Source organism: Sulfitobacter sp. 1A12056, from assembly GCF_043558125.1.
In the GTDB taxonomy this organism is placed as follows: Bacteria; Pseudomonadota; Alphaproteobacteria; order Rhodobacterales; family Rhodobacteraceae; genus Sulfitobacter; species Sulfitobacter faviae.
Genome location: NZ_JBIFFY010000001.1, coordinates 820,904 through 844,546, shown reverse-complemented (window position 1 = coordinate 844,546; position 23,643 = coordinate 820,904). Strand labels below are relative to the sequence as shown.

Here is a 23,643-nt window from a genome sequence, read left to right as displayed (position 1 = left end):
CGTCGGAAATTTGAAAAATTACCGGGACGTTTTCTTTTAAAGAAAACGGGTTACACCAGCACCGAGCCTTTTGCGTCGATCACGCCTTGGGTCTCATGATCGCCCGGCAACAGCATTTCGTTATGCGCCTTACCGCTTGGGATCATGGGGAAGCAGTTTTCATGCTTCTCGACCAGACAGTCAAAGATCACCGGCCCGTCGTGGTTGATCATCTCCATGATCGCATCATCAAGGTCATCGGGGTCCGAGCAGATGATCCCCTTGGCGCCAAAGGCTTCGGCCAGTTTGACGAAATCGGGCAGGGCTTCGGACCAGCTTTGCGAATAGCGCTCACCATGCAGCAGTTCCTGCCACTGGCGCACCATGCCGAGCCGCTCGTTGTTGAGGATGAACTGTTTCACCGGCAGGCCAAATTGCATCGCCGTGCCCATTTCCTGCATGTTCATCAGCCACGAAGCTTCACCCGCCACATTGATCACCAGTGCCTCGGGGTGGGCCATCTGCACGCCGATGGAGGCGGGGAAACCGTAGCCCATGGTGCCAAGGCCGCCCGAGGTCATCCAGTGGTTCGGCTCCTCAAAGCCGAGGTATTGCGCGGCCCACATCTGGTGTTGGCCCACTTCGGTGGTGATATAACGGTCGTGATCTTTGGTCAGCGCTTCAAGCCGCGCCAGCGCGTGCTGAGGTTTGATCACCTTGCCGGATTGGTTGAACTTGAGGCAATCGATGCTGCGCCATTCTTCGATCTGTTGCCACCATTTCGCCACCGCCTCGCTATTGGTTTTGCGGCCGCGCGATTTCCAGACCTTCAGCAGATCTTCGAGCACATGGGCCACATCGCCGACGATCGGAATGTCGATGCGGATCACCTTGTTGATCGACGAGGGGTCGATGTCGATATGCGCCTTGGTGGATTTCGGGCTGAAACTGTCGATGACACCGGTGATCCGGTCGTCGAACCGCGCGCCGATGTTGATCATCAGATCGCAGTCATGCATCGCCATATTGGCCTCGTAAAGCCCGTGCATCCCGAGCATCCCAAGCCATTTCTCACCCGACGCCGGGTAGGCGCCGAGGCCCATCAGGGTCGAGGTGATGGGAAAGCCGGTGGCATCAACCAATTCGCGCAGCAACTGGCTCGCCGCCGGGCCGGAGTTGATGACCCCGCCACCGGTGTAGAAGATCGGCCGCTTCGCCGTCTCCATAGCCGCGACCAGTTCGGTGATCTCGGCCATGTCGCCCTTAACCTGCGGCTGATAGCGCGAGGTCGAGGGTTTGGGGGACTCGTAGTGGCCAGTGGCGAATTGCACGTCCTTGGGGATGTCGATCAGCACCGGGCCAGGGCGGCCATGTGTGGCGACATGGAAGGCCTCGTGCAGAGTGGCGCCAAGGGTGTCGGTCTCTTTCACCAGCCAGTTGTGCTTGGTGCAGGGGCGGGTGATGCCCACGGTGTCGGCCTCTTGAAAGGCGTCCGAGCCGATCATGAAAGTAGGCACCTGACCGGTCAGCACCACAAGCGGAATGGAATCGAGCAGCGCATCCGTGAGGCCCGTGACCGCATTCGTGGCACCGGGGCCGGAGGTGACCAGCACAACACCCGGCTTCCCGGTGGAGCGGGCATAGCCTTCGGCGGCGTGCACCGCCCCTTGCTCATGGCGCACCAGAACGTGTTTGATCGAATTCTGCTGAAAGACCTCGTCATAGATCGGTAGCACCGCGCCACCGGGATATCCAAAGACGGTGTCCACACCCTGGTCAATCAGGGCTTGGACGATCATTTTCGCTCCGGTCATCTGGCGTTTCATCTTGGGTGCTCCGTAAGGCAGGTTATTGCGATTGGCATAAAAAAACCCCCGGTCTGACGGGGGCGCATGGGAAGGATTATGGTCTACCGTTACCGGCCCATGCGCGTGTGTCTTACAATAATGACTAGGTCGGTCATCTTAAGGGTCCTCTAAGCGTGGCGTGAGATTAGGAGGGGGAAAGAGGGGCGTCAACAGCGAAATGGCGAAAATCTTGTGCGTCCGGCGGGATTATTTGTAGGTTTATTTCGCAGCACGCCTTATATGCGTTATTTTCGGAAAGATTTGATCGGCATAGCGTACTTTCCTGCATTTCCGGCGCGGTATCACACAAAACAAAACGGGCAGCCCAAGGGGCCGCCCGGTAATAGTGCCAAAATCAATAGGCTTCCTCAGCGCGGGCTGACATCCGGCAGGGTGATATTGGCCACCTGTTCGGCGATGGGATCGTTGCTGAGCGGATGCCGGTCGGGCACGAAACCCTCAGGATCACGCATCTTTTGCCACTGGCCCCCCATATAGACCTCAAGCCCTGAGAATTTGGCCTTATATCCCATCTTCTGGCTGCCGGGCACCCAATAGCCAAGATAGACATAAGGCAGCCCCGCCGCGCGGGCGATTTCGATATGGTCGAGGATAATGTAATTGCCCAGTCCGTTGCGGGGCCGGTCGGGGGTGTAGAAGGAATAGACCATGCTCACCCCGTCGCTCAGCACATCGGTCAGGCAGACACCGACGAGGGCATTGTCGGCCTCGGGGTCGGTATACTCGATCACCCGGCTGCGGATCGGCGTTTCCTCAATCATGGCAGCGAATTCGAACACATCCATATCCGCCATGCCCCCATCCGCATGGCGACTGTCGAGGTAGCTGCGGAAAAGGTCATATTGCTCTTCCGTGGCCCAAGGCGATGTCGCGCGGCGCTCAAGCCCTGCGTTGCGCTTCAGGATGCGGCGCTGACTTTTGCTGGGGCGAAAGGCGGCCACGTCAATCCGCGCGGAAAGACAAGCGGCGCAATCGGCGCAGGACGGGCGGTACAGGACGTTTTGCGAGCGGCGGAAGCCTTGGCTTGACAGGCTGTCATTCAGGCGTGCGGCATTATCGCCCTGAAGGGCGGTGAACAGCTTGCGCTCCATCCGGCCCTCCAGATAGGGGCAGGGTTGCGGCGCTGTGACATAGAATTGCGGTGTCAAAGGCAGTGTATGTCGCATGGGCTTCCAGCATTTATCGGGGGATGCTATCAACCACCCCCCGCGCCGCCAAGGGCAAATTTGCGTGATGCCCTAGCGGCTGAGCCGCCGGTTCACCGGCACGGTGCCAAGCGCCATGTCCGTGAGGCTCTGACGGCGGGCGGTGGTGCAGATCAACACGGCCGAGACGACCTGAATGATCGTGACCGTCATCGACAGCGAATAGCCGATGGTATGCAAAAGCGCGGTCATGAAATCGAAGGGTCGGTCGCGGTGGTCGCGCAGCTCCATCGCCATCAGGCGCATCCCCCATGTGGCCGAGCCGCCGCTCAGCGTGGCCACCCGGTAGGCAAAGCCCACCACCAGCGTCAGAAAGGGGAAAAAGAACAGCCCCGTAAAGGCCGTGAAGGGCAGGATCAGCACGCAAAAGAGCAGGACAAGGGTCACATCGATGACCCAAGCCAGCAGCCGCTTGCCAGCGATGCCGTCATAGAATTGCGGGTGTAGGTCGGGGTCTGGGGTCTGGGTCATGTCTTGTCCTGCGAAAGGCCCCCCGGGCCGGATGCCGGGAGGCGGGGGTCGGGGTGCGATCAGGCGTTTGTAGCCGTTTCGTCCCGCTTGGCACGCTCGTCCATGAACTGGTCGAACTCGGCCTTGTCCTTGGCTTCGCGCAGACGCTCAAGGAAGGCTTCGAAGTTGTCCTGCTCTTCCTCCAAACGGCGCAGGGTGTCGGCCTTATAGGCGTCGAAGGCGCGGTTGCCGGTGCTGCGCGACATCATCGCGCGGCTGGATTTGCGGCTGCAGGATTTCGAAGAGAACATGCGTTTGCTCCAAGTCATATAGGCAAGAAGGGCGAGGCCGAGGGGCCAGAAGAAGATGAAGCCGAGCACCATGGCGGCGATCCATGCGCCTTTGCCACGCGCGTCCATCCAGGCTTCGGTCCGGGCCAGCCAGCTGCTGCGGGGGGAATAGGTCGGGTCGGTGGTCACTGTCGTCATTGTTGAGCCTTTCGGTCGTGACGGGCCTGTCGCCGGCCCGGGCGTTTCGGATAATGTGAATGTCTTTCACATTGAATAGATCGGAACGCCGAACCCGTTTCGCAAGGGGCTATGTGAATGTTTTTTACATTATTTAGGAAGCGACAGTGAAATCAGCGACTTGCGCACCGGAAAGCTGCGCCATCTTCTGGGGTTCAAGACAGAAAACGTGATGGGGCGTGCCCGCAGCGGCCCAGACCAGCGGGAATTGCAGCAGATTGCGGTCAAACCAAGCGCGCGGCGGCGTGATATGCCCCAAAGGCGCGACGCCGCCGATGGCAAAGCCGGTCTGCGCCCGGATCAGCGCGGCATCGGCCTTGCCCAAAGGCTCCCCGGCCAATGCCGCGGCACGCTCCAGATCGACCTGCTGTGCGCCCGCGGTGATGAAGAGCAGCGCCGCCCCGCTGTCTTCGCCGCGCAGAACGATTGATTTCGCGATCTGGTCAACCGCGCAATCAAGCGCCGTGGCCGCATCCACCGCCGTCCGCGCCAAAGCCGTCTCGCGGATTTCCGGCGTCACCCTCGCGGCCTCCAGCGTGGCGCGGACCCGTTTCAAACTCTTGCTCATTTCCTGCCCCTTTTCGCATCGCGCCCCCTCAGGGCGCGCGCCAAAGTCGTAGCAAGCCAGTGCCCTGCCGCAACCCCCATTGACGCCGCTTGGATCAGCCCGCAAAGCTGGCCCCATGACAGACCCATCTCTCGCCGCCCGGATCACCCGTTCCCCCCGTGTCTATCACCGCGAACGCGCGCAGGATGCGGCGGCGCTAATGCCCGATCTTGCGCCAGAGTTGCGCGAAATGATCTCGGCTGCGGCCTCTACCGCGCCCTATCTGATGGCGCTTCTGGAGAAAGAGGCGGGCTGGCTGAGCGCGGCGGTGGCAAACCCCGAAGCCGCTCTGGCCGAGAATTGCGCGGCAGCGGCGGAACTGGCCCCCGACCGGCTTGCCGATGGGCTGCGGCAGGGCAAGCGGCGTATGGCGCTGCTGACCGCGCTGGCCGATCTGGGTGGGGCATGGTCGCTGGAAGAGGTGACCGGGGCGCTGACGGAATATGCCGATGCCGCCTGCGGCGCGGCCCTGCGCGTGGGGCTCGCGGCACAGATCAAACGCGGCAAGCTGCCGGGCATGACGATGGACGATTTTTCCGATTGCGCCGGCATGGTCGTCTTTGCCATGGGCAAGATGGGCGCGGGGGAGCTGAACTATTCCTCCGACATCGACCTCATCTGCCTTTTCGACGAAAGCCGTTTTGCGCCTGATGATTTCCACGCCGCCCGCAGCGTCTTCGTCAAAGCCACGCGCGCCATGTCTGCCACGCTGAGCGAGAACACCGCCCAAGGCTATGTCTTCCGCACGGACCTGCGTCTGCGCCCCGACCCGGCGGTCACCCCCGTCTGCATCGCGATGGAGGCGGCGGAGCGCTACTACGAAAGCCTTGGCCGCACATGGGAGCGCGCGGCCTATATCAAGGCCCGCCCCGCAGTGGGCGACATCGCGGCAGGCGAGGCGTTTTTGCAATCCCTGCGCCCTTTCGTCTGGCGCCGCCACTTGGATTTCGCCGCGATCCAAGACGCGCATGACATGCGGCTGGCGATCCGTGAGCACAAGGGCTTGGGCGGCCCAATCACCCTGCCGGGCCATGACATGAAACTGGGCCGGGGCGGCATCCGCGAGATCGAGTTTTTCACCCAGACCCGGCAGCTCATCGCCGGGGGCCGCGATGCGGAGCTGCGGCCCCGTGGCACGCTGGCGGGATTGCGCGTGCTGGCCGACAAGGGCTGGGTGCCCGAGGAGGTGGCCGCGACGCTTGGCGATCACTACCGCGCGCACCGCACGGTCGAACACCGGTTGCAGATGGTGCAAGACGCCCAGACCCACACGCTGCCGCGCAATGATGCCGATTTCGACCGGCTGGCCGCCATGATGGATATGGATGTCAAAGACTTGCAGGCTGATCTTCATGCGCGACTTCAAGCTGTGCACGACCTGATCGAAAGCTTTTTCGCCGCCACGAGGGAAGAGCCGGAAGCCGCGCGCCCTGCGCATCAATTCGACACTTCGGTGCTGGACCGTTGGCCCAGCTACCCCGCGCTGCGCTCGGAGCGGGGTGCGGATATCTTCGGGCGGCTCAAACCGCTTCTGCTGGACCGTCTGGCGCAATCGGCCAAGCCGGATGAGGGGCTTTTGGCCTTTGACGGTTTTCTCGCGGGATTGCCTGCCGGGGTGCAGCTCTTCTCGCTTTTGCGGGCCAATCCGCAACTGGGCGATCTCTTGGTGGATATCGTCGCCACCTCGCCCGCACTGGCCACGCATCTGTCGCGCAACTCCGGCGTCTTCGATGCGGTGATCGGCGGGGATTTCTTCTCGGACTGGCCGGGGCAGGCCAAGCTGACGGAGATGTTGCAGGAACATCTCGCGGCGGAGGCGGATTATGAGTTGCGCCTTGATGGCACCCGCCGTTGGGCGCGCGAATGGCATTTTCGGATCGGCGTGCATCTGCTACGCGGGTTGATCGACGCGGCCACAGCCGGACGGCAATATGCCGAACTGGCTCAGGCCGTCTTGCAAGCGCTTTGGCCTGTGGTCGTCGATCAATTCGCAACACGCCATGGCCCGCCCCCGGGACGCGGGGCGGTGATCCTCGGCATGGGATCGCTCGGGGCCGGGCGGCTCACGCCGACCTCTGACCTTGATATGCTGGTGATCTATGATGCCGATGGGGTGGACAGTTCCGATGGCCCCAAACCGCTTGCCACACGCAGCTATTACGCGCGGCTGACCCAAGCGATGATCACCGCGATGACCGCGCCGATGGCCCAAGGCAAGCTTTATGACATCGACATGCGCCTGCGCCCTTCGGGAAATCAGGGACCGGTGGCGACCAGTCTCGCCAGTTTTGAAAGCTATCAGAAAGAGCAGGCGTGGGTGTGGGAGCATCTGGCCCTCACCCGCGCGCGGGTGATCGCGGGGGCCGAGGATCTGGGCCGTGATGTCGAAGCGCTCTGCAAAGATATCCTTGGCCGTGCCGCCCCGCGCGACAAGGTGCTGAGCGAGGTCGCCAAGATGCGCCGCCGCATTGCCGCCGCCCGAAGCCCCAGCGGGCCGCTCGACGCCAAGACCGGCGCGGGCCGTTTGCAAGACATCGAACTCTTCGCACAAGCCGGCGCGCTCATCGGGGGCACCGGCGCGCGTGAGATCGACGCGGGGCTTGCAGCTGCGCAAAGTGAAGGCGTGATCGATGCCGAAGGAGAGGTCGCGCTTTCTTCGGCCTATACCGACGCTTGGACCCTGAACTGCGCCGCGCGGCTGCTCTCGGCCAATCCTATCGACGCTGGGGCCATGGGGCAGGCGGGGGCGAGTTTCCTCTGCCGGGTGCTGGAATGTGACGACCTCTCGGCGTTGGAGCGCAAGATGCAGGAGGATTACGCGACGGCTGCCGAGATCATCGACGCAGCGCTGCCAGCGGCGGGGCAGGAGGAAGCATGAGCGATCCCGATGACCCAAAGGGCCTGATCCGCGAATCCTACCGGATGGAGGGGATCGGCCCCGCCGAATGCCGCAGCATCTTCCTTGATTGGGCCCTGAGCCTGCCCGACGGACACGACAGCGCCGCCGCCATCAGCCGATTGCTGGAACGGCACCGCGCCGCCGCAGATCACCCGATGACCCAAGTGCTGCGCGAGGGGCAGACGACGCTGACCACCCCGCGCCGTCGGGGCGGCTGGCGGGGCAGGGCGCGCAACTGACCGCCGATCGGGGCTTGCGAAACCTCTTTCCCCAGCCGCGCGAACGCAGTACGAGGGGCGCTATGACAACGCCCCAAACCCCCTCCGCCCCGCAGCCTGCCACACGTCCCGTGGTGCGCCTATTGCCCAAGGCCAACGCCCGCGCCATCCGCCACGGCTTTCCTTGGGTCTATGCCAATGAATTGGTCACCGACCGCCGCACGCGGGGCCTTGCCCCCGGCACGCTGGCGCTGTTGGAGGATGCCGAGCGCAAGCCCATGGGGCTGGTCGCGGTCAATCCGAATTCCAAGATCATCGCCCGGATGATCGACCAAGATGCCGAGGTGCAGGTTGATCAAGCATGGTTCGAGGCCCGCCTCAATCGTGCACTAGCCCTGCGCAGCCAACTCTACGATCAGCCCTATTACCGCCTGATCCACGCCGAAGCCGACGGCCTGCCGGGTGTCATTATCGACCGTTTTGGCGATACCTGCGTGATCCAGCCCAACGCCGCTTGGGCCGATGCGCTGCTTGAGCCGCTCGTCGCCGCGCTGCAATCGGTGACCGGTGTGACCAATGTGCTGAAAAACGCCTCTGGCCGGACCCGCAAGCTTGAAGGGCTCGACGATGCCTCGGCCACGCTTGCGGGCGATACGCCCGAAGGCCCGCTGCCCGTGCCGATGAATGGCGCGACTTATATGGCCGACCTTACCGGCGGGCAGAAAACCGGTCTGTTCTATGACCAACGACCCAACCACGCCTTTGCCGCCAACCTCGCGCGGAATGGCGCGCGGGTGTTGGATGTCTTCTCCCACGTTGGCGGCTTCTCCCTCGCAGCACTTGCGAATGGCGCGTCCTCTGCGTTCGCCGTCGACGGTTCCGCCCCCGCGCTGGAACTGGCCGAGGCCGGGGCCGCCGCGATGAACATGCAAGACCGTTTCGCCACCCGCCAAGGCGATGCTTTCGATGTGCTCACCGCCCTGCGGGACGAGGGCGAGACTTTCGACGTGGTGATCTGCGACCCGCCCGCCTTTGCCCCCTCGCGCCAAGCGGTCGACGCAGGGCTTCGTGCCTATGAACGCGTCGCGCGGCTCTCTGCGCAGCTGGTGGCAGAGAATGGCATTCTGGGGCTCTGCTCTTGCTCCCATGCCGCTGATCTGAACCAATTCCGCACCGCCTCCGTCCGCGGCATCGGTCGGGCCGGACGCCGCGCCATGCTGCTGCACACCGGTTTCGCCGGGGCGGACCACCCGCAACTGCCCCAGCTTGCGGAAAGCGGCTACCTCAAATCGCTGTTCTTCCGCCTGTGATGAAAGCGCGCCCCCGCGTGCTGATCGACACCTGCGTGCTTTACCCCACGGTGATGCGCGAAATGGTGCTCGGCGTGGCCGCAGGGGGCGCGTTCGAGCCGATTTGGTCGGCGCGTATCTTAGAGGAATGGGCCCGAGCGGCGGTCAAGCTTGGCCCCGAGGGCGAAGCGCAGGCACGGGCCGAGATCGCGCTGCTGCGCGGCAACTGGCCCGGGGCCGAACGCGAGGCTTCCCCCGGTCTGCAAGCGCGGCTTTGGCTGCCGGATGAGAATGACATCCATGTGTTGGCCGTCGCCGTGGCCAGCAGCGCCGATATGATCCTGACGCTGAACGCCAAGGACTTCCCGCGCCAAATCCTCGCCGAAGAGGGGCTGAGCCGGGCCGATCCCGACAGCTACCTACACGGCATCTGGCAGGCGACGCCGGAGATGGTCGCCCCCGTGGCCGAAGCCGTTCTGCAAGAGGCGCGGCGGCTTTCGGGGGCGCCATGGGAAATGCGCGCGCTGTTGAAAAAGGCGCGGCTGCCCCGGCTGGCAAAGGCTTTGGGCTAGATCAGCCGTCCCACCGCAACTGCATCTGGCGCAGCTTGTCGATCCGCTCTTCCGTCTTTGGATGGCTCAGCAACCACGCAGGCGGACGGTTGCCGCCGGATTGGCTGAGCGCGTCGAGCTTTTCAAACAGGGAGATTTGCGGGCCAATGCCGATCCCGGCTTTGGTGAGCAGCGCGGCGGCATAGGCGTCGGCCTCATATTCATCGTTACGCGACAGCCGCGCGGCAAGCAGGCTGGTCAGCCCGCTGGCGATCCAGACGCCGATGCCGGGAATGAGCCGCCCCAGCACCATCGCAAGGGCAGTGCGCAGGGCGTTCTGGCCCGAGAAATCAATCATCCGGCGACGCGAATGGCCAAGCGCGACATGGCCCAATTCATGGGCGATGACGCTTGCCAATTCTTCAGCCGTTACAGCACCTTGGCGGAATTTGTTATAGAAGCCGCGGGTAATGAAAATCCGCCCATCGGGGGCCGCTAGCCCGTTGACGGGTTCGATCTCATAGAGATGCACCTTGATGCGCGGCAGGTCGAGCGCGCGGGCCATGCGGTTGCTGATCTCGTTCAACTTCGGATCGACCAGCGGCGTCGATTTCGCATCCAACTCCCGCGCCGTGCGCCAAGCCGAAAAACGGTACATCGCCAGCGCATAGAGGATGGCGAGGAGGATGGGGATAACGCGGATCATGCGCCCAATATGGGGAGCGGGGGGACCGGGGGCAAGCGGCCATGGCCTGCGCCCCGGTCGTATTCTTGGCGATCAGACGAGTTTCGCGTCCATCGTGATCTCAGCCGTCAGCAGTTTGGAGATCGGGCAGTTCTCCTTGGCGGTTTTGGCCGCCTCATCGAAATCTTCCTGCGACGCGCCGGGGATGCTGGCCTCGACCGTCAGATGCACTTTCGGCACATGAAAGCCGCCGTCTTTCTCTTCGAGATGCACCTCGGCCTTGGTCTCGATGCTGTCAGGCGTCAGGTCGCTTTGGCCAAGGATCATCGACAGGGCCATGGAAAAGCAAGAGGCATGGGCCGCACCGATCAACTCTTCGGGGTTGGTGCCTTGCTTGCCCTCGAAACGGGTGTTGAAGCCATAGGGCTGGTCGGACAGCACGCCGCTTTCGGTCGAGACATGGCCATTGCCCTCTTTAAGCGAGCCTTCCCATTTCGCGCTGCCGGATTTGATGATCGGGGACATTCTATTTCCTTCCACATTGCTTGCCTTCGTCCCCTGAGGTGGCGCGGCGCGGCAGGCTGTCAAGGAAGGGGTTAGCGCGTCATGGTCTTGATGCCCCGGCTCAACCCTTCGAGCGTCATGGGCACCATGGCCTCGGGGCCGAAAATCTCTTGGATCATCGCGATGGATTGGGTGTAGCCCCACTGCCGTTCGGGGACGGGGTTGATCCACAGGTGGTTTGGCCATTGGTCGCGCGCACGCGCCAGCCATGTGGCTCCGGCCTCGGCGTTCCAATGTTCATTCGCGCCGCCCGGATAGGCGATCTCATAGGGTGACATAGAGGCATCGCCCACGAAAATGCATTTGTAGTCAGACCCATAGCTGCGCAGCACCTCATGGGTGGGGATCTGCGCGTCCCAGCGGCGGCGGTTGTCGCGCCACACGCCTTCGTAGAGGCAGTTGTGGAAGTAGAAATGTTCGAGATGTTTGAACTCGCCCTTCGCGGCGCTGAAGAGTTCTTCGACCACCTTTACATGCGGGTCCATCGAGCCTCCGATGTCGAGAAACAGCAGCACTTTCACCGCATTGCGCCGCTCGGGCCGGGTCTTGACGTCGAGATAGCCGTGTTCCGCCGTGGCGCGGATCGTGCCGTTCAGGTCAAACTCTTCCGCCGCGCCATCGCGCGCCCAACGGCGCAGGCGTTTCAGCGCCAGTTTGATGTTGCGTGTGCCGATCTCGACATTGTCGTCGAGGTTGCGAAACTCGCGCTTGTCCCAGACCTTGACCGCGCGTTGGTGGCGGCTTTCCTTTTGGCCAATGCGCACGCCTTCGGGGTTGTAGCCATAGGCGCCGAAGGGCGATGTGCCCGCCGTGCCGACCCATTTGGAGCCGCCCTGATGCCGGCCTTTCTGTTCCTCAAGCCGCTTTTTCAGCGTCTCCATCAGCTTGTCGAAACCGCCCATGGCTTCGATCTCGGCCTTTTCCTCGGGCGTGAGGTGCTTTTCGGCCATCTTGCGCAGCCAGTCTTCGGGCAGGTCCACGGCGTCGAGCACATCGTCGAGGCTGATCTTCTCCAACCCTTTGAAGGCGGCGGCGAAGGCGCGGTCGAACTTGTCGATGTTGCGCTCATCTTTGACCATCGACACGCGGGCGAGATAGTAAAACGCCTCCACGTCATAGGTCGCAAGCCCCGCGTTCATACCTTCGAGAAAGGCCAGAAACTCCCGCAAGGAGACCGGGACATTGTGGCGGCGCAGCTGATCGAAGAAGGGCAGAAACATCAGACGCTCAATGCGCGGTCCAGCAGAACCGTGGCGATCATGCCGACGATGAGAAAGGCCATGCCATAGCCCGCGGCATATTGCGCGATGTCCTTGCGGTTGCCGCCGCGTTTGCGCGCGGTCAGCCCGCCGATAATCGCGCCGATCAATGCCAATCCGAGTGCTATCATAACCTATTGCCCGTTTGTTTCGCGGGCCTATCCATTGCGCGGGTTCAGGCTTGCGATCTCGCGCAGCTTGGCCCGCACGGCCCAGTCAGGGCCAAAGCCGTATCGCGCCCAGCCGATGCTGTCCAGCCTGACGCGGCGCGCCTCAATGCCGCGGCCTTCGATCTCAAGCGCTTCGGCCCTAAGCAGCATGAGCGTGGCCAGAAGGGCGGCGTTTTCGCTGGCTTTTGCCACGGGCAGATGCGGCTCGATCAGGGCCAGCGCGCCCGCGCCGTCGCCGATGGTCACCGCATAGCCCGCCCGCTGGGTGGCAACATAGGCGCGGTGCAGCGTGGTGCCGGGGGTGCGGGCATAGAGGGCGTCAGCGGTATGATAATGCGCTTGTGCCGCGGCCGGGTCGGTCATTTGCGTGACGCGGCCCATGGCGTAATGCGAAAAGGCGTGGCGGTTGTCCTGCCAGCCCTGCGTCTCGGCAATGCGCAGCGCGTCACGGGCGGCCTTCAACCGGGCGTTGCGGCCCACGTCGCGGCCAAGCGCGGTCTGGATCGCACGGCTCCAGACCTGCGGCGTGGCGCGGGCGGGGCGGGGGGCGACGGTGCCGCCTGCGGGGTTCACCCGCGCCAGAATGCCCGGCAGACGGGCGGCGACCTCTTCGCGGCTCATGCCCGAGCGCAGCGCGGGGTCATAATAGATGCGCAGTACCAGCATGTCGAAACCGGTCAGCACCGTATGCACATTGTCGTCGTTAAAGACCGAATCCGGCAGGCGGTAGAGGTCGTTCAGGGGCCCAAGCGCTTGGGCCAGTTCCTCATGCAGGCAGTCGCGGCTTTCTTGCGGGCTCACATCATTGGGCAGGAAGATCGCTAGCTTGCGCCGCTCGGTCAGGCGGGTCCAATCGGTGGCGGGCGAGCGGCGTGCGCGGCGGTATTCCTCAAGCGTGCTGACGTTTGGCACCACGAAACAGGCCGCCTGCGGCAAGAGCCGCCGGATTTGGGCGCGCTGCACCGCTTGAATGGTGATGCTGGCCTCTCCGCCCGTGACCTCACGCAGTTCGATCCCGGCCTCGCGGCGCAGACGGGCCAGCAGACGCGCAAGGTCCGGCCCCAGTGTGGCAGGCGGTTGGCCCAGAACGCGCAGGGTGATCGGCCCCTCGAAACGGGTCAGAACGGGCAGGGCGCGGCCACTTTCCATCCGGAAGGACAGGTCGAGGAAATCCTCCGCCAGCGCGGCATTCGACACATGCGGCTGAGCGGGGCGGGCTTGGGTGAACTGCTTCATCGGGGGCAGGGTGCTGTCGGCGATGACCGCACGGGTTGCCACCTCGGAATGCGAGGCGGGCACGCAGGCGTTCAGCAGCAGCATCAGCGGCAGGATCAGCCGCGCCTTCACGCTGCGCCTCATGCGCCGGGGCCTCATGCGCGGGGGCCTCTCTGCTTCCCTGCGTGGGCTGGTCTATCCCAATATGCGCGTGGCGCGGTTGTTGATTGTCCTTGCATCTGCCTGCCCCATCGGTCGTTTGAACCCGGGTCTTTGCGCCCGTGATTGACCTCAGCCTAGGCAGGCGAAAAATCAAAAGCGAGGAAAATACCCGCTTTTGACGTAAAGTCGCATTTGTGTTGCCGCCCTACCGCTGGCGACGCGCCATGAAGGCCAGCCGCTCGAACAGATGCACGTCTTGTTCGTTCTTCAGCAGCGCGCCGTGCAGCTTGGGCAGGGCGTTGGGGCCGTCCTTGGCAAGATCTTCGGCGTCCATATCCTCGGCCAGCAAAAGCTTCAGCCAGTCCAGCACTTCGGAGGTCGAGGGTTTCTTTTTCAGCCCCTGCTGTTCGCGGATCTCGTAGAACTGCGTCAGCGCGGTGGTCAGAAGCTGTTGCTTGATGCCCGGATGGTGCACTTCGACGATCTGTTTCAGCGTCTCCATGTCGGGGAATTGGATGTAGTGGAAGAAACAGCGGCGCAGGAAGGCGTCGGGCAGTTCCTTTTCGTTGTTCGAGGTGATGATGACGATGGGGCGCTGACGCGCGCGGATCGTCTCGCCCGTCTCATAGACGAAGAATTCCATCTTATCGAGTTCCTGCAACAGGTCGTTGGGAAACTCGATATCGGCCTTGTCGATCTCGTCGATCAAGAGCACGACCTTCTCGTCCGCCTCGAATGCCTGCCAAAGCTTGCCCTTGCGGATGTAGTTCTTCACGTCATGCACGCGCTCGTCGCCCAACTGGCTGTCGCGCAGACGGTTCACGGCGTCATACTCGTACAGGCCCTGCTGTGCGCGGGTGGTCGATTTGATGTTCCATTCGATCATCCGCAGGCCCAAAGCGTCGCTGACCTGCCGCGCCAACTCGGTCTTGCCGGTGCCGGGCTCGCCCTTCACCAGCAATGGCCGCTCCAGCGTCACCGCCGCATTTACGGCAATTTTCAGGTCCTCGGTGGCGACGTAGTCTTTGGTGCCTTGGAATTTCATCTTGTTTTCAACCTCGTGTGACGGGCGCTTGATCCTTGGCCTTTAACCAAAAATCAAAGGGATTGTGTAGTGACAATTGTTACCCGCTCAGATAGACGCTGCGGCAGGGGACGATGTCGGGAGACAGGCCTTTTTAATGTCTGAGTTGAAAAACGCCGGGGAAAAACAAATGAAGCAGGAAATCTTCCTGCCGGACGACTATCGTCCGGCCGAGGACGAGCCATTCATGAATGACCGTCAGCTTGAGTACTTTCGGCGCAAGCTGATCAACTGGAAAGCGGAACTTTTGGCAGGCAGCCGCGACACCATCGAAACACTGCAAGACGGCACCCGGAACATCCCGGATGTGACCGACCGCGCCTCGGAAGAGACCGACCGCGCCTTGGAACTGCGCACCCGGGATCGGGCGCGTAAACTGGTCGGCAAAATCGACGCGGCGCTGCGGCGGATCGACGAGGGAGAGTTCGGTTACTGCATGGTCACCGGCGATCCGATCTCGCTCAAACGGCTGGACGCGCGGCCCATCGCCACTATGACCCTTGAGGCGCAAGAGCGTCACGAGCGGCGCGAGAAAGTCCACCGCGACGACTGACATTACCTGAAACACCACACGCCGGGGCAAATGCTTCGGCGTTTGTGGTTGGGGCGCGAATGAAACCTTCCAATGCGATTGTCGTGGGCGGCGGGATCGGCGGGCTGGCGCTGGCCACAGCGCTGGCGCGGCGTGGCGTGGCCGTGACCCTGCTCGAACAGGCCGCGCGCTTTTCCGAGATCGGTGCCGGGTTGCAGATCAGCCCCAATGGCCTTGCCGTGCTGCGCGGGCTGGGGCTTGAGCGCGGGTTGGCGGCGCGCGGTGCGGTGCGCGGGCAGGCGGTACGGCTTTGCGATTATGCCAAAGGCGGCCAAGTGGCCCGGCTGGACCTGACCCGCCTGCCGGAGGATCAGCGTTATTATTTCCTCCACCGTGCCGATTTGGTCGATCTGCTGCGCGAGGCCGCGCAGCGCGCCAACGTCAGCTTTGAGACCGATGCGCAGGTCGCCTCCATCCATCCCGGCGCGCTGCCACAGGTGCAGATGGCCCGCGGCGGGCGGCGGCGGGCGGAACTGGTGGTGGCCGCCGATGGCATCCACTCGGTCGGGCGGGTGCAGTTGAACGGGGCGGATCAGGCCCGTTTCTCGGGGCAGGTCGCGTGGCGGGCGCTTATTCCCAACGTGGTCAATCATCCGCCCGAGGCGCGGGTCACCATGGGGCCGGGGAAACATCTGGTCAGCTATCCGCTGCGCGAGGGGCGCATGGTCAACCTCGTCGCCGTGGAAGAGCGTGACGATTGGGCCGCCGAAGGCTGGCACCACAGCGACGATCCTGCCAACCTGCGCCGCGCCTTTGCCGGTTTCGGCGGTGAGGCCGCGCAGATGTTGGAGGCGGTAGAGGAGGTCACCCTCTGGGGGCTGCACCATCACCCCGTTGCCGCCAATTGGCAGGCAGAGGGCGTCGCGCTTTTGGGCGACGCGGCCCATCCGACACTGCCCTTTCTGGCGCAGGGCGCCAATATGGCGTTGGAGGATGCATGGGTCTTGGCCGATTGCCTGACCCGCCATCCGCGCGACGCGGCGCTCACCGCCTATCAGGCCGCGCGCATCGACCGGGCGCGGCGCATCGTGAAAACCTCCGAAGGCAACGCCACCCGCTATCACCTGCGCTCAGGTCCGATACGCTTTGCGGCCCATACCGGGCTGCGCATCGCCTCAACGCTGGCGCCCGGCGCGATGCTGCGGGCCTTCGATTGGCTCTATGCCCATGACGTGACGAAAGGGTAGAGGCCGCCGCGGAAGAACGGCGGCCCCAAACACTCAACCCGCGCGTTGCAGCATGCCAAACAGGTCGCGCGGATCATCCGGGTCGGCCAGCAGGTCGAGCGGTTGGAACAGCCCGGTCTCAGCAATCTGGTCGCGGACATAGCGCAGGGCCGAGAAATCTTCGATCGCGAAGCCCACGGAGTCGAACAGGGTGATCTGTTGCGCATCGCGGCGGCCCTCGGCCTGACCGGACAGCACCTGCCAGATCTCGGTGACCGCGTGATCAGGTTCCAACTGCTGAATCTCGCCCTCGATCCGTGTTTGCTCGGGGAATTCGACGAAGATGTCCGAGCGGTGCAGGATGGCGGGCGCGAGTTCCGTCTTGCCCGGACAGTCGCCGCCGATCGCGTTGATATGCACGCCGGAGCCGACCATATTGTCGGTCAGGATCGTGGCATATTGCTTGTCCGCGGTGCAGGTCGTGATGATCTGCGCGCCCATGATCGCCTCCTCGGCACTGTCGCATTCCACGACCTTCAGCCCCGAGCCCGCCAGATTGCGCGCGCATTTCGCGGTCGCCGCGCGGTCGATGTCGTAGAGCCGCACCTCGTCCACGCCGCAGATCGCCTTCATGGCGAGGCTCTGGAACTCGGACTGCGCGCCGTTGCCGATCATCGCCATGACCCGGCTGCCCTTGGGCGCCAGCAGCCGCGCCACCACCGCCGAAGTCGCCGCCGTGCGCAGGGCGGTGAGGATCGTCATCTCGGTCAGTAGCACCGGATAGCCGTTGGCCACATTGGCCAAAAGGCCAAAGGCGGTCACGGTCTGGAAGCCGGTCTTGGTATTGTCGGGGTGGCCGTTGACGTATTTGAAACCGTAGACATCGCCGTCCGAGGTCGGCATCAATTCGATCACGCCCTTCTCGGAATGGCTCGCCACGCGGGGTGTCTTGTCGAAAAGCTCCCAACGTTTGAAATCGGCTTCGATGTAGTCGGCCAGGCCGCGCAGCATCTCTTCGACGCCGACATGGTGGATCAGCTTCATCATCTGGTCGACGGAAACAAAAGGCACCAGCGCCTTGTCGGAGGGTTTGAGGTTGGTCATCTTGGGGTCTCCAATCAATATGCGCGTGTGGGGCGGTCAAAGACGCGGCGGCCAAAGGCCGAGGCGGTGAGGTCGACCATCAGCTGCGCGGTGCGCCCGCGTTCATCGAGGAAGGGGTTCAGCTCCACCAGATCGAGCGAGGTCATCAGACCGCTGTCCGAAAGCATCTCCATCACCAGATGCCCCTCGCGCACGGTGGCGCCGCCCGGCACGGTGGTGCCCACGGCGGGCGCGACGGAAGGATCGAGGAAATCAACGTCGAGCGAGACATGCAGCATCCCGCCCGCCGCCGCGACCTTGTCGAGGAAGCGTTGCAGCGGCTTGGCAATGCCGCTCTCGTCGATCTCGCGCATGTCGACGTAAGTAACGGTGGTTTCCTGCAAGGCGCCACGTTCGGCGGCATCGACGGAGCGCAGCCCGATCATGGCGATATTGTCATGGGGCAGGGGGCTGTCGATCACGGGGAAGCCGTCAAAGCCCTCGCGCCCGGTGACATAGCCCAAAGGCGTGCCATGCAGATTGCCGCTGTCGCTGGTCTGGGGCGTGTGGAAATCCGTATGCGCATCGAGCCAGAGCACGAAGAGCGGGCGGCCCGCCTTCTCGGCGTGGCGCATCGCGCCCAGCACGGTGCCAAGCGCCAGCGCGTGGTCGCCACCCATGAAGATCGGCAGCCCGTCGTCCATCGCCGCATCGGCGGCGGCGGCGAGGCTCTCGGTCCAGGCGATGGTCTCTTCCAGCGCATGCAGTTTGTCGTGCTCCTTGGCGTGGAAGGGGGCAGGGGCCACGTTGCCGCGGTCGGTCACGCTATGGCCAAGGTCGCGCAGCGCCCGCTCCAGCCCCGCGGTGCGGTAGGCGTCCGGCCCCATCAGGCAGCCGCGACGGCGCTTGCCGCTGTCCAGCGGAACGCCCAGCAAAATACAGTTCTGTTGGTTCGACATGGGGGACTCCTGAGATGTTTGATCTCAGATAATCCGCGTATCTGTCGAACGACAAGCCGTCAAACTGTCCGTTTCGGGGGTGTTTTTGGCAAACTGTAAGGTCGTCTGTCCAGTTTGTCAGGCTCTCGTCTTTCAGGCCGTCTTCCGCGCGGCGGCGACCCAAAGGCCGACCAAGATGAAAGAGAAAATCGCGTTCCACCCGGCCATCGACAGGCCCAGAAACTGCCAGACGATCTCATCGCACATCACCAAGCCGCTGGGGCCTTCGGTCGACAGCAGCGACCCGCCATCGAGGCTTCCCAGATCCATGCCGCCGCCGGTGCAGGAACTTGGCCCGGGCCACCAGCCCCATTCCACACCGGCATGAAAGACGCCAATCAACGCGGTCACCGCCGCCGCCAAGGCGCCGAGCCAAGCCAGCACGCGCGGCCCGCCAAGCAGTACGATTGCCCCGATCAGCACCGCCGCCGCATGGGGCCAGCGCTGCCAAAGGCACATCTGACAGGGCGCGTAGCCGCCCAGATGCTGAAACCCGAAGGCCCCCAGCAACAGCGCGGCCGAACCGAGCATCGCCAGCAAAGTCAATGTCTTACCCGTCATAGAACCTTCACCACCATGAAGCCGCCGATCAGCAGGGCGACGGCCAATGTGAACATCAAACCCAAGCGCCGTTCAATGAAGTCTCGGATCGGTGCGCCAAAGCGCCACAGCAGCCCCGCGACGACAAAGAACCGCAGCCCGCGGGCGAGAATCGAGGTCATGATAAAGGTGCCAAGCGGCATACCCGTCCAGCCCGACATGATGGTGATGACCTTGTAAGGGAAGGGGGTGACCCCGGCGACCAGCACCGCCCAAAAGCCCATGTCATTGAACCGGGTCGAGAATTCCGCCATCGCATCGGTCTTGCCCAGACTTGCAAGGATCGGCTGGCCGAGGTTCTCAAAGGCCAGCGCGCCGATGGCATAGCCCAAAAGCCCGCCCAAGACCGACGCGAGCAGCGCCACCCCGGCGATCAGCCAAGCGCGATTTGGCCGCGCGATGATCATCGGGATCATCAGGATGTCAGGGGGGATCGGAAAAAAGGAGCTTTCGACAAAAGCGACAACGGCAAGCGCCCAAAGGGCATGGCGGTGTTGGGCCAGGCCCAGGGTCCAGTCATAAAGGCGGCGGATCATTATCGGGGGCTCCGGCTGTTTTGAATGCCTCACCATGTCGCGCGTCCAAGGTCAAGCAACTGGGCGCGCAGCGCGGGTGAAAATCCACTTGCTCCTGCCGCTTTTGCAGGCTACATCGCCCTACGTGCCCAAGTGGCGGAATGGTAGACGCAGGGGATTCAAAATCCCCCGCCGCGAGGCGTGCCGGTTCGAGTCCGGCCTTGGGTACCACCTTTTCCAAAAGGTTTTCCGCATAGTCGTATGAATGATCCCGGTGCTTTGCGCCTCTTAAGCCCGTTCATCCTTCGCGCCAAAACCCTGCGATCACCTCCTGCGCCACCTTATTCTGCACCGTAAAATCAGTGTCCCCTGCGCCGCCGCCTTCGGGGTCGGTGAACCAACGCCAGATCCAGACGTCTTGAATCCCGCGGGCCTTGAGGGCGCGGAGCCAGCGACCCAGCACCTCCGCCTGAAGCGCCGTATCGGCGGGGGCGGCGCGTTCTTCGGCGCTTTCCCATGGGCGCGCGGTCGCGCCTTCGGCGGAGCGGAGGCCGATTTCCGCGATCCAGATGGGTTTTGCGTGTTTTCGCGCCACGGCGGCGACACGGTCCAATTCTGCGGTAATGGCGCGGTCCCAATCGGTCGGCGCGTCCGGGGCGCCTAGAACGGGGTAGAGGGATACCGCTACGGCATCCAGTTCGGGCCAGAAGGTGATCTTCTCGGCCTCATCGGCGCCATGGGCGACATAGGTGAGTTTTCCGCTGAAAAGCGCGCGTATCTCGGCGATGGTCTCGCCCCAACGCGCCGCCCCCGATACGCCGCGCAATTCGGTGCCGAGGACAAGCACGTCGGCGCCGTTACGCTCTGCCGCGTCCGCGATGGCGCGTAAAACCTCTGCATAGGCGGCGTGCCATGCGTCTGCGCTGTCCGGCTCGGGGGCAATCGCGCCGGCCCAGCTTTCGGGCACCCAGACATGGGGTTTGACGATGGCCGCGAGCCCCGCGGCGTGCAGCTGCGCGATCCCGGCGGCGATCCTGTCATGGGGCAGCGCATCCCCCATGACGATGGCGCTGGAACTGGGCGAAGGCTGCCATAGGAAGGGGATCACCGTCGCCGCCGTCGCGCCCGTGTCTCGCAGCCGCGCGATGCTTTGGGCGGCGGCGGGGCTGCCGAAGGGGGCGTTCGGCGTCTCGATCAGGTTGAACCCGCGTAGGGCGCCACCCGCCTCTCGCGAAAACGCCACTGTCGCAGTCAAAGCGGTAGAGCCGAGGGCCCAGAGAAGCGTGCGACGGTCGATCATGGGGCTAGGGTAGGGCGACTTTCCCTGTCGCACAACGGCATGATGGCGAAGATGGGCAGCCTTTTGGGCGCTGCCGCGGGCTGAATAACGCCAATTTCGCGCAAAGTTGGCGGGCTTTCATCTGCCGGACCCGCGCAGAGCCCAGTGACAATTCCCTTTCCCCGGTCGGCCCAAGCGCGTAGGCAGCGCCTACCTTGGAAATCGAGACATATTATGGCGCAGAATGCCACCATCTACAAAGTCGAGCTTTCGGTCTCGGACATGGACCGTCATTATTACGAGACCCATAAGCTGACCATCGCCAAACACCCTTCGGAAACCGATGAGCGCCTGATGGTGCGGCTGGTGGCCTTTGCCCTTAACGCCCATGAGCATCTGGAGATGACCAAGGGCCTCTCTACGGATGATGAGCCGGACATCTGGCAGAAGAGTCTGAGCGGCGAGTTGGACGTTTGGATCACGCTCGGCTTGCCGAGTGAGAAGGTCCTGCGCCAGTCCTGCAACAAGGCGGCCAAGGTCGTGGTCTACCCCTACGGCGGCAAAACGGCGGAGGTCTGGTGGGATAAGGTCAAGAACAGCACAACCCGTTTTGACAATCTGGACGTGGTGAACCTGGCCGAGGGTGACACCAAGGCGCTGGCGGAACTGGCCAGCCGGGCGATGAAGCTTCAGGTGATGATCCAAGACGGCGAGGTGACGGTCAATCTGGAAGAGGCGCTGGTCACACTAACGCTTAATCGATGGAAAAGCGCCGCCTGATTCATACCGCGGGCGCGGCAGGGAGCAATTCACCTGCCGCGCTCGATTTACGCCGTTTGTTTGCGTTGCAGGGCCGCGATGACATAGCCGATCACCATGGCCATCCCGACATGTCCGACAAAGGATGACTGCGTGTAAGCCCCAAATCCCATCATAAAGCTACGCCCGATCAGTGGTGCCAGAAGCCCCTGTGCGACAAACCAAAGCACAAGACCCGACAGCGCCCCTGACAGCACTAGCCCCAGCCGCGTCAAGCGATGCGCGAGCCAGACCGTGGCTGAAAAGGCTGCGATGCCAATGGCGATATGCAGCACAAACCCAAGCCAATAGGGCAGGGTAACCCCGATAAGCTTAGCAATTGCTACGACAAGGTTCGCCGGGGCGAGTGCGACGCCAAAAAGGAGAGGGGACAACAGCCAAGCATAAAGCTCAAAGGCGATTTCACCGGCAAGCCCTGCCAGTGCGAGGGTGCGAAGGGTCTGAGTGAGGGGCATGGTGGCGGTTCTCTTGAAGAAGGACAGCACATTTGGACCACCCGCAGCCAATCAGGCGATGGGGCAGATATCTGTCGGCCATGGAAGGGAGAATGGGCGCGCTACGTCCGCGCGAAGGCGAAAAAAGGCGCGCCCCTCTGGGCGCGCCTTTCAAATTATACGTCGAGCTTCTTGTCGCCGCGCTTCCATGCCAGCGGCTGGAAAACCTCATCCACCGGGGTTTCGGCAACGTGGTTGACGTAGTTGGAGATGGTTTTCTGCGCCATGCCGAGGATCACGTCCAGCACCGCGCGGTGGCCATAGCCTGCGTCGAAAAACGCCTGCATCTGCGCGTCGGAAACGAAGCCGCGGTTGCGCACCATCTGCACGGTGAAGGTCCGCAGCGCTTCGAGTTTGGGCGTCGGCAGGGCCGTTTCATTGCGCAGCGCGTCGCTGATCTCGTCCGAGACCTTCATCATCTTGGCGATGCCGGTGTGGGCGGGCACGCAGTAATGGCACTCGTTCTCGACGTTGATCGACTGCCAAACAACGGTCAGCTCTTCGGCGTCGAACTCGGTTTCGGTGAAGAGCTTGTGCAGCACCTGATAGCCTTCATAGGCCTGCGGGCTTTCGGCCAGCACCTTGTGCAGACCCGGCAGGCGGCCAAAGGCCTTTTGCGATTCTTCCAGCAGCGGCTTGGAGGCTTCGGGCGCGGTGTCTTGGTCGTGGGACGGGAAAGTCATGATGTCTACCTTTGTAAATCGTTGATATCCGTCATTTAGGCTTTCTTGAACGATCACTCAAGTATATATTTGAGTGATCGTTCAACATATGGTGATCACATGCCCCGCAAACCGAACCACGACCGAGCCGAGTTGATCGACCGCGCCCGCGATCTGTTCTGGCGTCAGGGCTGGGCGGGCACGTCGCTGAAAGACCTCGAAGCGGTGCTGAAGATGAAGCCCGGCAGTTTCTACGCGGCCTTCGGGTCAAAAGAGTCGCTGTTTGAAATCGCTTTGGACAAATATGCCGAGGATGGGGCCGGGCGCTTGGCCGAATTGGTCGCGGAACATGGTCCGATGGCGGCGCTGAAACGCTATCCCGAATTGGCGATCTGCCGCGAGGAAGCTCCGGCCAAAGCCTGCATGCTCTCCAAAACCTTGTTGGAGCTACAGGCTCATGGCCACCCGTTGGCGAAACGGGCCAGCGCGCATCTTATGGGGATGGAAGAGCAATTCGCAGCGCTTTTCGCGCAGATGCAGCGAGACGGGGAAATCGGCGCCGCGCATGATCCAAAGGCGCTGGCCCGGCGCTATCAGAGCGATCTTTTGGGCCTGCGCGTCTCGGCCGAGCGGGAGGGGATCGACGCCCATGCCATTGCCCGTGAAATCGCCGAAGGTCTGGAGCGGTTGTAGCCTGAGGCCG

At 63.1% G+C, this 23,643-nt stretch carries 26 protein-coding genes and 1 tRNA gene; 9 read left to right on the top strand and 18 right to left on the bottom strand.

The window, feature by feature from the left end:
- Positions 1–50: 50 nt before the first annotated feature.
- The 5 genes from ACGYLD_RS04170 to ACGYLD_RS04150 all read right to left on the bottom strand — a co-directional run bounded on the left by ACGYLD_RS04170 (position 51) and on the right by ACGYLD_RS04150 (position 4,597).
- Positions 51–1,805: an acetolactate synthase 3 large subunit gene (locus tag ACGYLD_RS04170; RefSeq protein ID WP_271693500.1), complete on the bottom strand. Its 1,755-nt coding sequence runs from the start codon at positions 1,803–1,805 to the stop codon at positions 51–53.
- 389 nt (positions 1,806–2,194) lie between these two features.
- Entirely contained in the window at positions 2,195–3,013 is an 819-nt protein-coding gene (locus ACGYLD_RS04165; protein ID WP_271693501.1) for an arginyltransferase, read from the bottom strand.
- 72 nt (positions 3,014–3,085) lie between these two features.
- Complete coding sequence (locus ACGYLD_RS04160) at positions 3,086–3,523, bottom strand: RDD family protein (RefSeq protein WP_271693502.1); 438 nt, start codon at positions 3,521–3,523, stop codon at positions 3,086–3,088.
- A 59-nt stretch (positions 3,524–3,582) separates the two neighbouring features.
- Positions 3,583–3,990: a DUF2852 domain-containing protein gene (locus tag ACGYLD_RS04155; protein ID WP_271693503.1), complete on the bottom strand. Its 408-nt coding sequence runs from the start codon at positions 3,988–3,990 to the stop codon at positions 3,583–3,585.
- 133 nt (positions 3,991–4,123) lie between these two features.
- On the bottom strand, positions 4,124–4,597 hold the full coding sequence (locus ACGYLD_RS04150) for a YbaK/EbsC family protein (RefSeq protein ID WP_271693504.1): 474 nt from the start codon (positions 4,595–4,597) through the stop codon (positions 4,124–4,126).
- A 115-nt stretch (positions 4,598–4,712) separates the two neighbouring features.
- Between ACGYLD_RS04150 and ACGYLD_RS04145 the strand changes: the two genes are divergently transcribed.
- The 4 genes from ACGYLD_RS04145 to ACGYLD_RS04130 all read left to right on the top strand — a co-directional run bounded on the left by ACGYLD_RS04145 (position 4,713) and on the right by ACGYLD_RS04130 (position 9,614).
- Positions 4,713–7,514: a glutamine-synthetase adenylyltransferase gene (locus ACGYLD_RS04145; RefSeq protein WP_271693505.1), complete on the top strand. Its 2,802-nt coding sequence runs from the start codon at positions 4,713–4,715 to the stop codon at positions 7,512–7,514.
- Entirely contained in the window at positions 7,511–7,774 is a 264-nt protein-coding gene (locus ACGYLD_RS04140; protein WP_271693506.1) for a hypothetical protein, read from the top strand. Before ACGYLD_RS04145 ends, ACGYLD_RS04140 begins: the two co-directional genes overlap by 4 nt.
- 62 nt (positions 7,775–7,836) lie before the next feature.
- On the top strand, positions 7,837–9,063 hold the full coding sequence (locus tag ACGYLD_RS04135; RefSeq protein ID WP_271693507.1) for an RSP_2647 family RNA methyltransferase: 1,227 nt from the start codon (positions 7,837–7,839) through the stop codon (positions 9,061–9,063).
- Positions 9,063–9,614: an RSP_2648 family PIN domain-containing protein gene (locus ACGYLD_RS04130; RefSeq protein WP_271693508.1), complete on the top strand. Its 552-nt coding sequence runs from the start codon at positions 9,063–9,065 to the stop codon at positions 9,612–9,614. Before ACGYLD_RS04135 ends, ACGYLD_RS04130 begins: the two co-directional genes overlap by 1 nt.
- 1 nt (position 9,615) lies before the next feature.
- Here ACGYLD_RS04130 and ACGYLD_RS04125 read toward each other — a convergent pair whose 3' ends face one another.
- From ACGYLD_RS04125 to ACGYLD_RS04100, 6 genes are all read right to left on the bottom strand, one after another.
- Positions 9,616–10,299 carry a M48 family metalloprotease gene (locus ACGYLD_RS04125; RefSeq protein WP_271693509.1) on the bottom strand — a complete coding sequence of 228 codons (684 nt, stop codon included), beginning with the start codon at positions 10,297–10,299 and terminating at the stop codon, positions 9,616–9,618.
- Between the two features lie 72 nt (positions 10,300–10,371).
- Positions 10,372–10,803: an OsmC family protein gene (locus ACGYLD_RS04120; RefSeq protein ID WP_271687561.1), complete on the bottom strand. Its 432-nt coding sequence runs from the start codon at positions 10,801–10,803 to the stop codon at positions 10,372–10,374.
- Positions 10,804–10,874: 71 nt separating this feature from the next.
- A complete protein-coding gene (locus ACGYLD_RS04115) occupies positions 10,875–12,062 on the bottom strand; it encodes a VWA domain-containing protein (protein ID WP_271693510.1) in 1,188 nt (395 codons plus the stop codon).
- Positions 12,062–12,232: an apolipoprotein acyltransferase gene (locus ACGYLD_RS04110; protein ID WP_067262001.1), complete on the bottom strand. Its 171-nt coding sequence runs from the start codon at positions 12,230–12,232 to the stop codon at positions 12,062–12,064. The genes ACGYLD_RS04115 and ACGYLD_RS04110 overlap by 1 nt, the downstream gene beginning before the upstream one ends.
- Before the next feature lie 27 nt (positions 12,233–12,259).
- Entirely contained in the window at positions 12,260–13,630 is a 1,371-nt protein-coding gene (locus ACGYLD_RS04105; protein WP_271693511.1) for a DUF2927 domain-containing protein, read from the bottom strand.
- A gap of 223 nt (positions 13,631–13,853) precedes the next feature.
- Positions 13,854–14,693 carry a MoxR family ATPase gene (locus ACGYLD_RS04100; protein ID WP_271693512.1) on the bottom strand — a complete coding sequence of 280 codons (840 nt, stop codon included), beginning with the start codon at positions 14,691–14,693 and terminating at the stop codon, positions 13,854–13,856.
- Positions 14,694–14,862: 169 nt separating this feature from the next.
- Between ACGYLD_RS04100 and dksA the strand changes: the two genes are divergently transcribed.
- Both dksA and ACGYLD_RS04090 read left to right on the top strand, forming a co-directional pair.
- Complete coding sequence (gene dksA, locus ACGYLD_RS04095) at positions 14,863–15,285, top strand: RNA polymerase-binding protein DksA (protein ID WP_067262021.1); 423 nt, start codon at positions 14,863–14,865, stop codon at positions 15,283–15,285.
- A gap of 59 nt (positions 15,286–15,344) precedes the next feature.
- Positions 15,345–16,511: an FAD-dependent monooxygenase gene (locus ACGYLD_RS04090; protein ID WP_271693513.1), complete on the top strand. Its 1,167-nt coding sequence runs from the start codon at positions 15,345–15,347 to the stop codon at positions 16,509–16,511.
- Between the two features lie 33 nt (positions 16,512–16,544).
- Here ACGYLD_RS04090 and ACGYLD_RS04085 read toward each other — a convergent pair whose 3' ends face one another.
- The 4 genes from ACGYLD_RS04085 to ACGYLD_RS04070 all read right to left on the bottom strand — a co-directional run bounded on the left by ACGYLD_RS04085 (position 16,545) and on the right by ACGYLD_RS04070 (position 19,707).
- Entirely contained in the window at positions 16,545–17,594 is a 1,050-nt protein-coding gene (locus ACGYLD_RS04085; protein WP_271693514.1) for an ornithine cyclodeaminase, read from the bottom strand.
- Positions 17,595–17,608: 14 nt separating this feature from the next.
- Positions 17,609–18,532, bottom strand: coding sequence for an arginase (rocF, locus tag ACGYLD_RS04080; RefSeq protein ID WP_271693515.1), 924 nt, complete (start codon positions 18,530–18,532; stop codon positions 17,609–17,611).
- A gap of 132 nt (positions 18,533–18,664) precedes the next feature.
- Positions 18,665–19,132 carry a disulfide bond formation protein B gene (locus tag ACGYLD_RS04075; RefSeq protein ID WP_271693516.1) on the bottom strand — a complete coding sequence of 156 codons (468 nt, stop codon included), beginning with the start codon at positions 19,130–19,132 and terminating at the stop codon, positions 18,665–18,667.
- Complete coding sequence (locus tag ACGYLD_RS04070) at positions 19,129–19,707, bottom strand: YqaA family protein (RefSeq protein ID WP_209218107.1); 579 nt, start codon at positions 19,705–19,707, stop codon at positions 19,129–19,131. The genes ACGYLD_RS04075 and ACGYLD_RS04070 overlap by 4 nt, the downstream gene beginning before the upstream one ends.
- Before the next feature lie 126 nt (positions 19,708–19,833).
- On the opposite strand from ACGYLD_RS04070, the gene ACGYLD_RS04065 reads away from it, so the two are divergent.
- Positions 19,834–19,917: transfer RNA gene (locus ACGYLD_RS04065), tRNA-Leu, on the top strand.
- Positions 19,918–19,984: 67 nt separating this feature from the next.
- Here the strand turns inward: ACGYLD_RS04065 and ACGYLD_RS04060 are convergent.
- The gene (locus ACGYLD_RS04060) at positions 19,985–20,929 is read right to left on the bottom strand and encodes a glycoside hydrolase family 113 (RefSeq protein ID WP_394401297.1); all 945 of its coding nucleotides are present in this window, start codon (positions 20,927–20,929) and stop codon (positions 19,985–19,987) included.
- Positions 20,930–21,199: 270 nt separating this feature from the next.
- Here ACGYLD_RS04060 and ACGYLD_RS04055 point away from each other — a divergent pair, with 270 nt between their 5' ends.
- The gene (locus tag ACGYLD_RS04055) at positions 21,200–21,745 is read left to right on the top strand and encodes a YaeQ family protein (protein WP_271693582.1); all 546 of its coding nucleotides are present in this window, start codon (positions 21,200–21,202) and stop codon (positions 21,743–21,745) included.
- A gap of 47 nt (positions 21,746–21,792) precedes the next feature.
- Here the strand turns inward: ACGYLD_RS04055 and ACGYLD_RS04050 are convergent, their stop codons facing one another.
- A complete protein-coding gene (locus ACGYLD_RS04050; RefSeq protein ID WP_394401294.1) occupies positions 21,793–22,269 on the bottom strand; it encodes a hypothetical protein in 477 nt (158 codons plus the stop codon).
- A gap of 125 nt (positions 22,270–22,394) precedes the next feature.
- Complete coding sequence (locus ACGYLD_RS04045; RefSeq protein WP_394401291.1) at positions 22,395–22,961, bottom strand: carboxymuconolactone decarboxylase family protein; 567 nt, start codon at positions 22,959–22,961, stop codon at positions 22,395–22,397.
- Between the two features lie 99 nt (positions 22,962–23,060).
- Between ACGYLD_RS04045 and ACGYLD_RS04040 the strand changes: the two genes are divergently transcribed.
- A complete protein-coding gene (locus ACGYLD_RS04040; RefSeq protein ID WP_271693585.1) occupies positions 23,061–23,633 on the top strand; it encodes a TetR/AcrR family transcriptional regulator in 573 nt (190 codons plus the stop codon).
- The last annotated feature ends 10 nt before the right edge of the window (positions 23,634–23,643 follow it).

Bases quoted from the DNA above. Each gene is read 5' to 3' on its own strand.
- ACGYLD_RS04135 (WP_271693507.1), top strand. From the start codon at position 7,837: ATGACAACGCCCCAAACCCCCTCCGCCCCGCAGCCTGCCACACGTCCC.
- ACGYLD_RS04055 (WP_271693582.1), top strand. From the start codon at position 21,200: ATGGCGCAGAATGCCACCATCTACAAAGTCGAGCTTTCGGTCTCGGAC.
- rocF (WP_271693515.1), bottom strand. From the start codon at position 18,532: ATGTCGAACCAACAGAACTGTATTTTGCTGGGCGTTCCGCTGGACAGC.
- ACGYLD_RS04130 (WP_271693508.1), top strand. From the start codon at position 9,063: ATGAAAGCGCGCCCCCGCGTGCTGATCGACACCTGCGTGCTTTACCCC.
- ACGYLD_RS04110 (WP_067262001.1), bottom strand. From the start codon at position 12,232: ATGATAGCACTCGGATTGGCATTGATCGGCGCGATTATCGGCGGGCTG.
- ACGYLD_RS04040 (WP_271693585.1), top strand. From the start codon at position 23,061: ATGCCCCGCAAACCGAACCACGACCGAGCCGAGTTGATCGACCGCGCC.
- ACGYLD_RS04160 (WP_271693502.1), bottom strand. From the start codon at position 3,523: ATGACCCAGACCCCAGACCCCGACCTACACCCGCAATTCTATGACGGC.
- dksA (WP_067262021.1), top strand. From the start codon at position 14,863: ATGAAGCAGGAAATCTTCCTGCCGGACGACTATCGTCCGGCCGAGGAC.
- ACGYLD_RS04045 (WP_394401291.1), bottom strand. From the start codon at position 22,961: ATGACTTTCCCGTCCCACGACCAAGACACCGCGCCCGAAGCCTCCAAG.
- ACGYLD_RS04070 (WP_209218107.1), bottom strand. From the start codon at position 19,707: ATGATCCGCCGCCTTTATGACTGGACCCTGGGCCTGGCCCAACACCGC.
- ACGYLD_RS04120 (WP_271687561.1), bottom strand. From the start codon at position 10,803: ATGTCCCCGATCATCAAATCCGGCAGCGCGAAATGGGAAGGCTCGCTT.
- ACGYLD_RS04115 (WP_271693510.1), bottom strand. From the start codon at position 12,062: ATGTTTCTGCCCTTCTTCGATCAGCTGCGCCGCCACAATGTCCCGGTC.
- ACGYLD_RS04075 (WP_271693516.1), bottom strand. From the start codon at position 19,132: ATGACGGGTAAGACATTGACTTTGCTGGCGATGCTCGGTTCGGCCGCG.
- ACGYLD_RS04085 (WP_271693514.1), bottom strand. From the start codon at position 17,594: ATGACCAACCTCAAACCCTCCGACAAGGCGCTGGTGCCTTTTGTTTCC.
- ACGYLD_RS04150 (WP_271693504.1), bottom strand. From the start codon at position 4,597: ATGAGCAAGAGTTTGAAACGGGTCCGCGCCACGCTGGAGGCCGCGAGG.
- ACGYLD_RS04140 (WP_271693506.1), top strand. From the start codon at position 7,511: ATGAGCGATCCCGATGACCCAAAGGGCCTGATCCGCGAATCCTACCGG.
- ACGYLD_RS04170 (WP_271693500.1), bottom strand. From the start codon at position 1,805: ATGAAACGCCAGATGACCGGAGCGAAAATGATCGTCCAAGCCCTGATT.
- ACGYLD_RS04125 (WP_271693509.1), bottom strand. From the start codon at position 10,299: ATGATCCGCGTTATCCCCATCCTCCTCGCCATCCTCTATGCGCTGGCG.
- ACGYLD_RS04090 (WP_271693513.1), top strand. From the start codon at position 15,345: ATGAAACCTTCCAATGCGATTGTCGTGGGCGGCGGGATCGGCGGGCTG.
- ACGYLD_RS04105 (WP_271693511.1), bottom strand. From the start codon at position 13,630: ATGAGGCGCAGCGTGAAGGCGCGGCTGATCCTGCCGCTGATGCTGCTG.
- ACGYLD_RS04145 (WP_271693505.1), top strand. From the start codon at position 4,713: ATGACAGACCCATCTCTCGCCGCCCGGATCACCCGTTCCCCCCGTGTC.
- ACGYLD_RS04155 (WP_271693503.1), bottom strand. From the start codon at position 3,990: ATGACGACAGTGACCACCGACCCGACCTATTCCCCCCGCAGCAGCTGG.
- ACGYLD_RS04165 (WP_271693501.1), bottom strand. From the start codon at position 3,013: ATGCGACATACACTGCCTTTGACACCGCAATTCTATGTCACAGCGCCG.
- ACGYLD_RS04100 (WP_271693512.1), bottom strand. From the start codon at position 14,693: ATGAAATTCCAAGGCACCAAAGACTACGTCGCCACCGAGGACCTGAAA.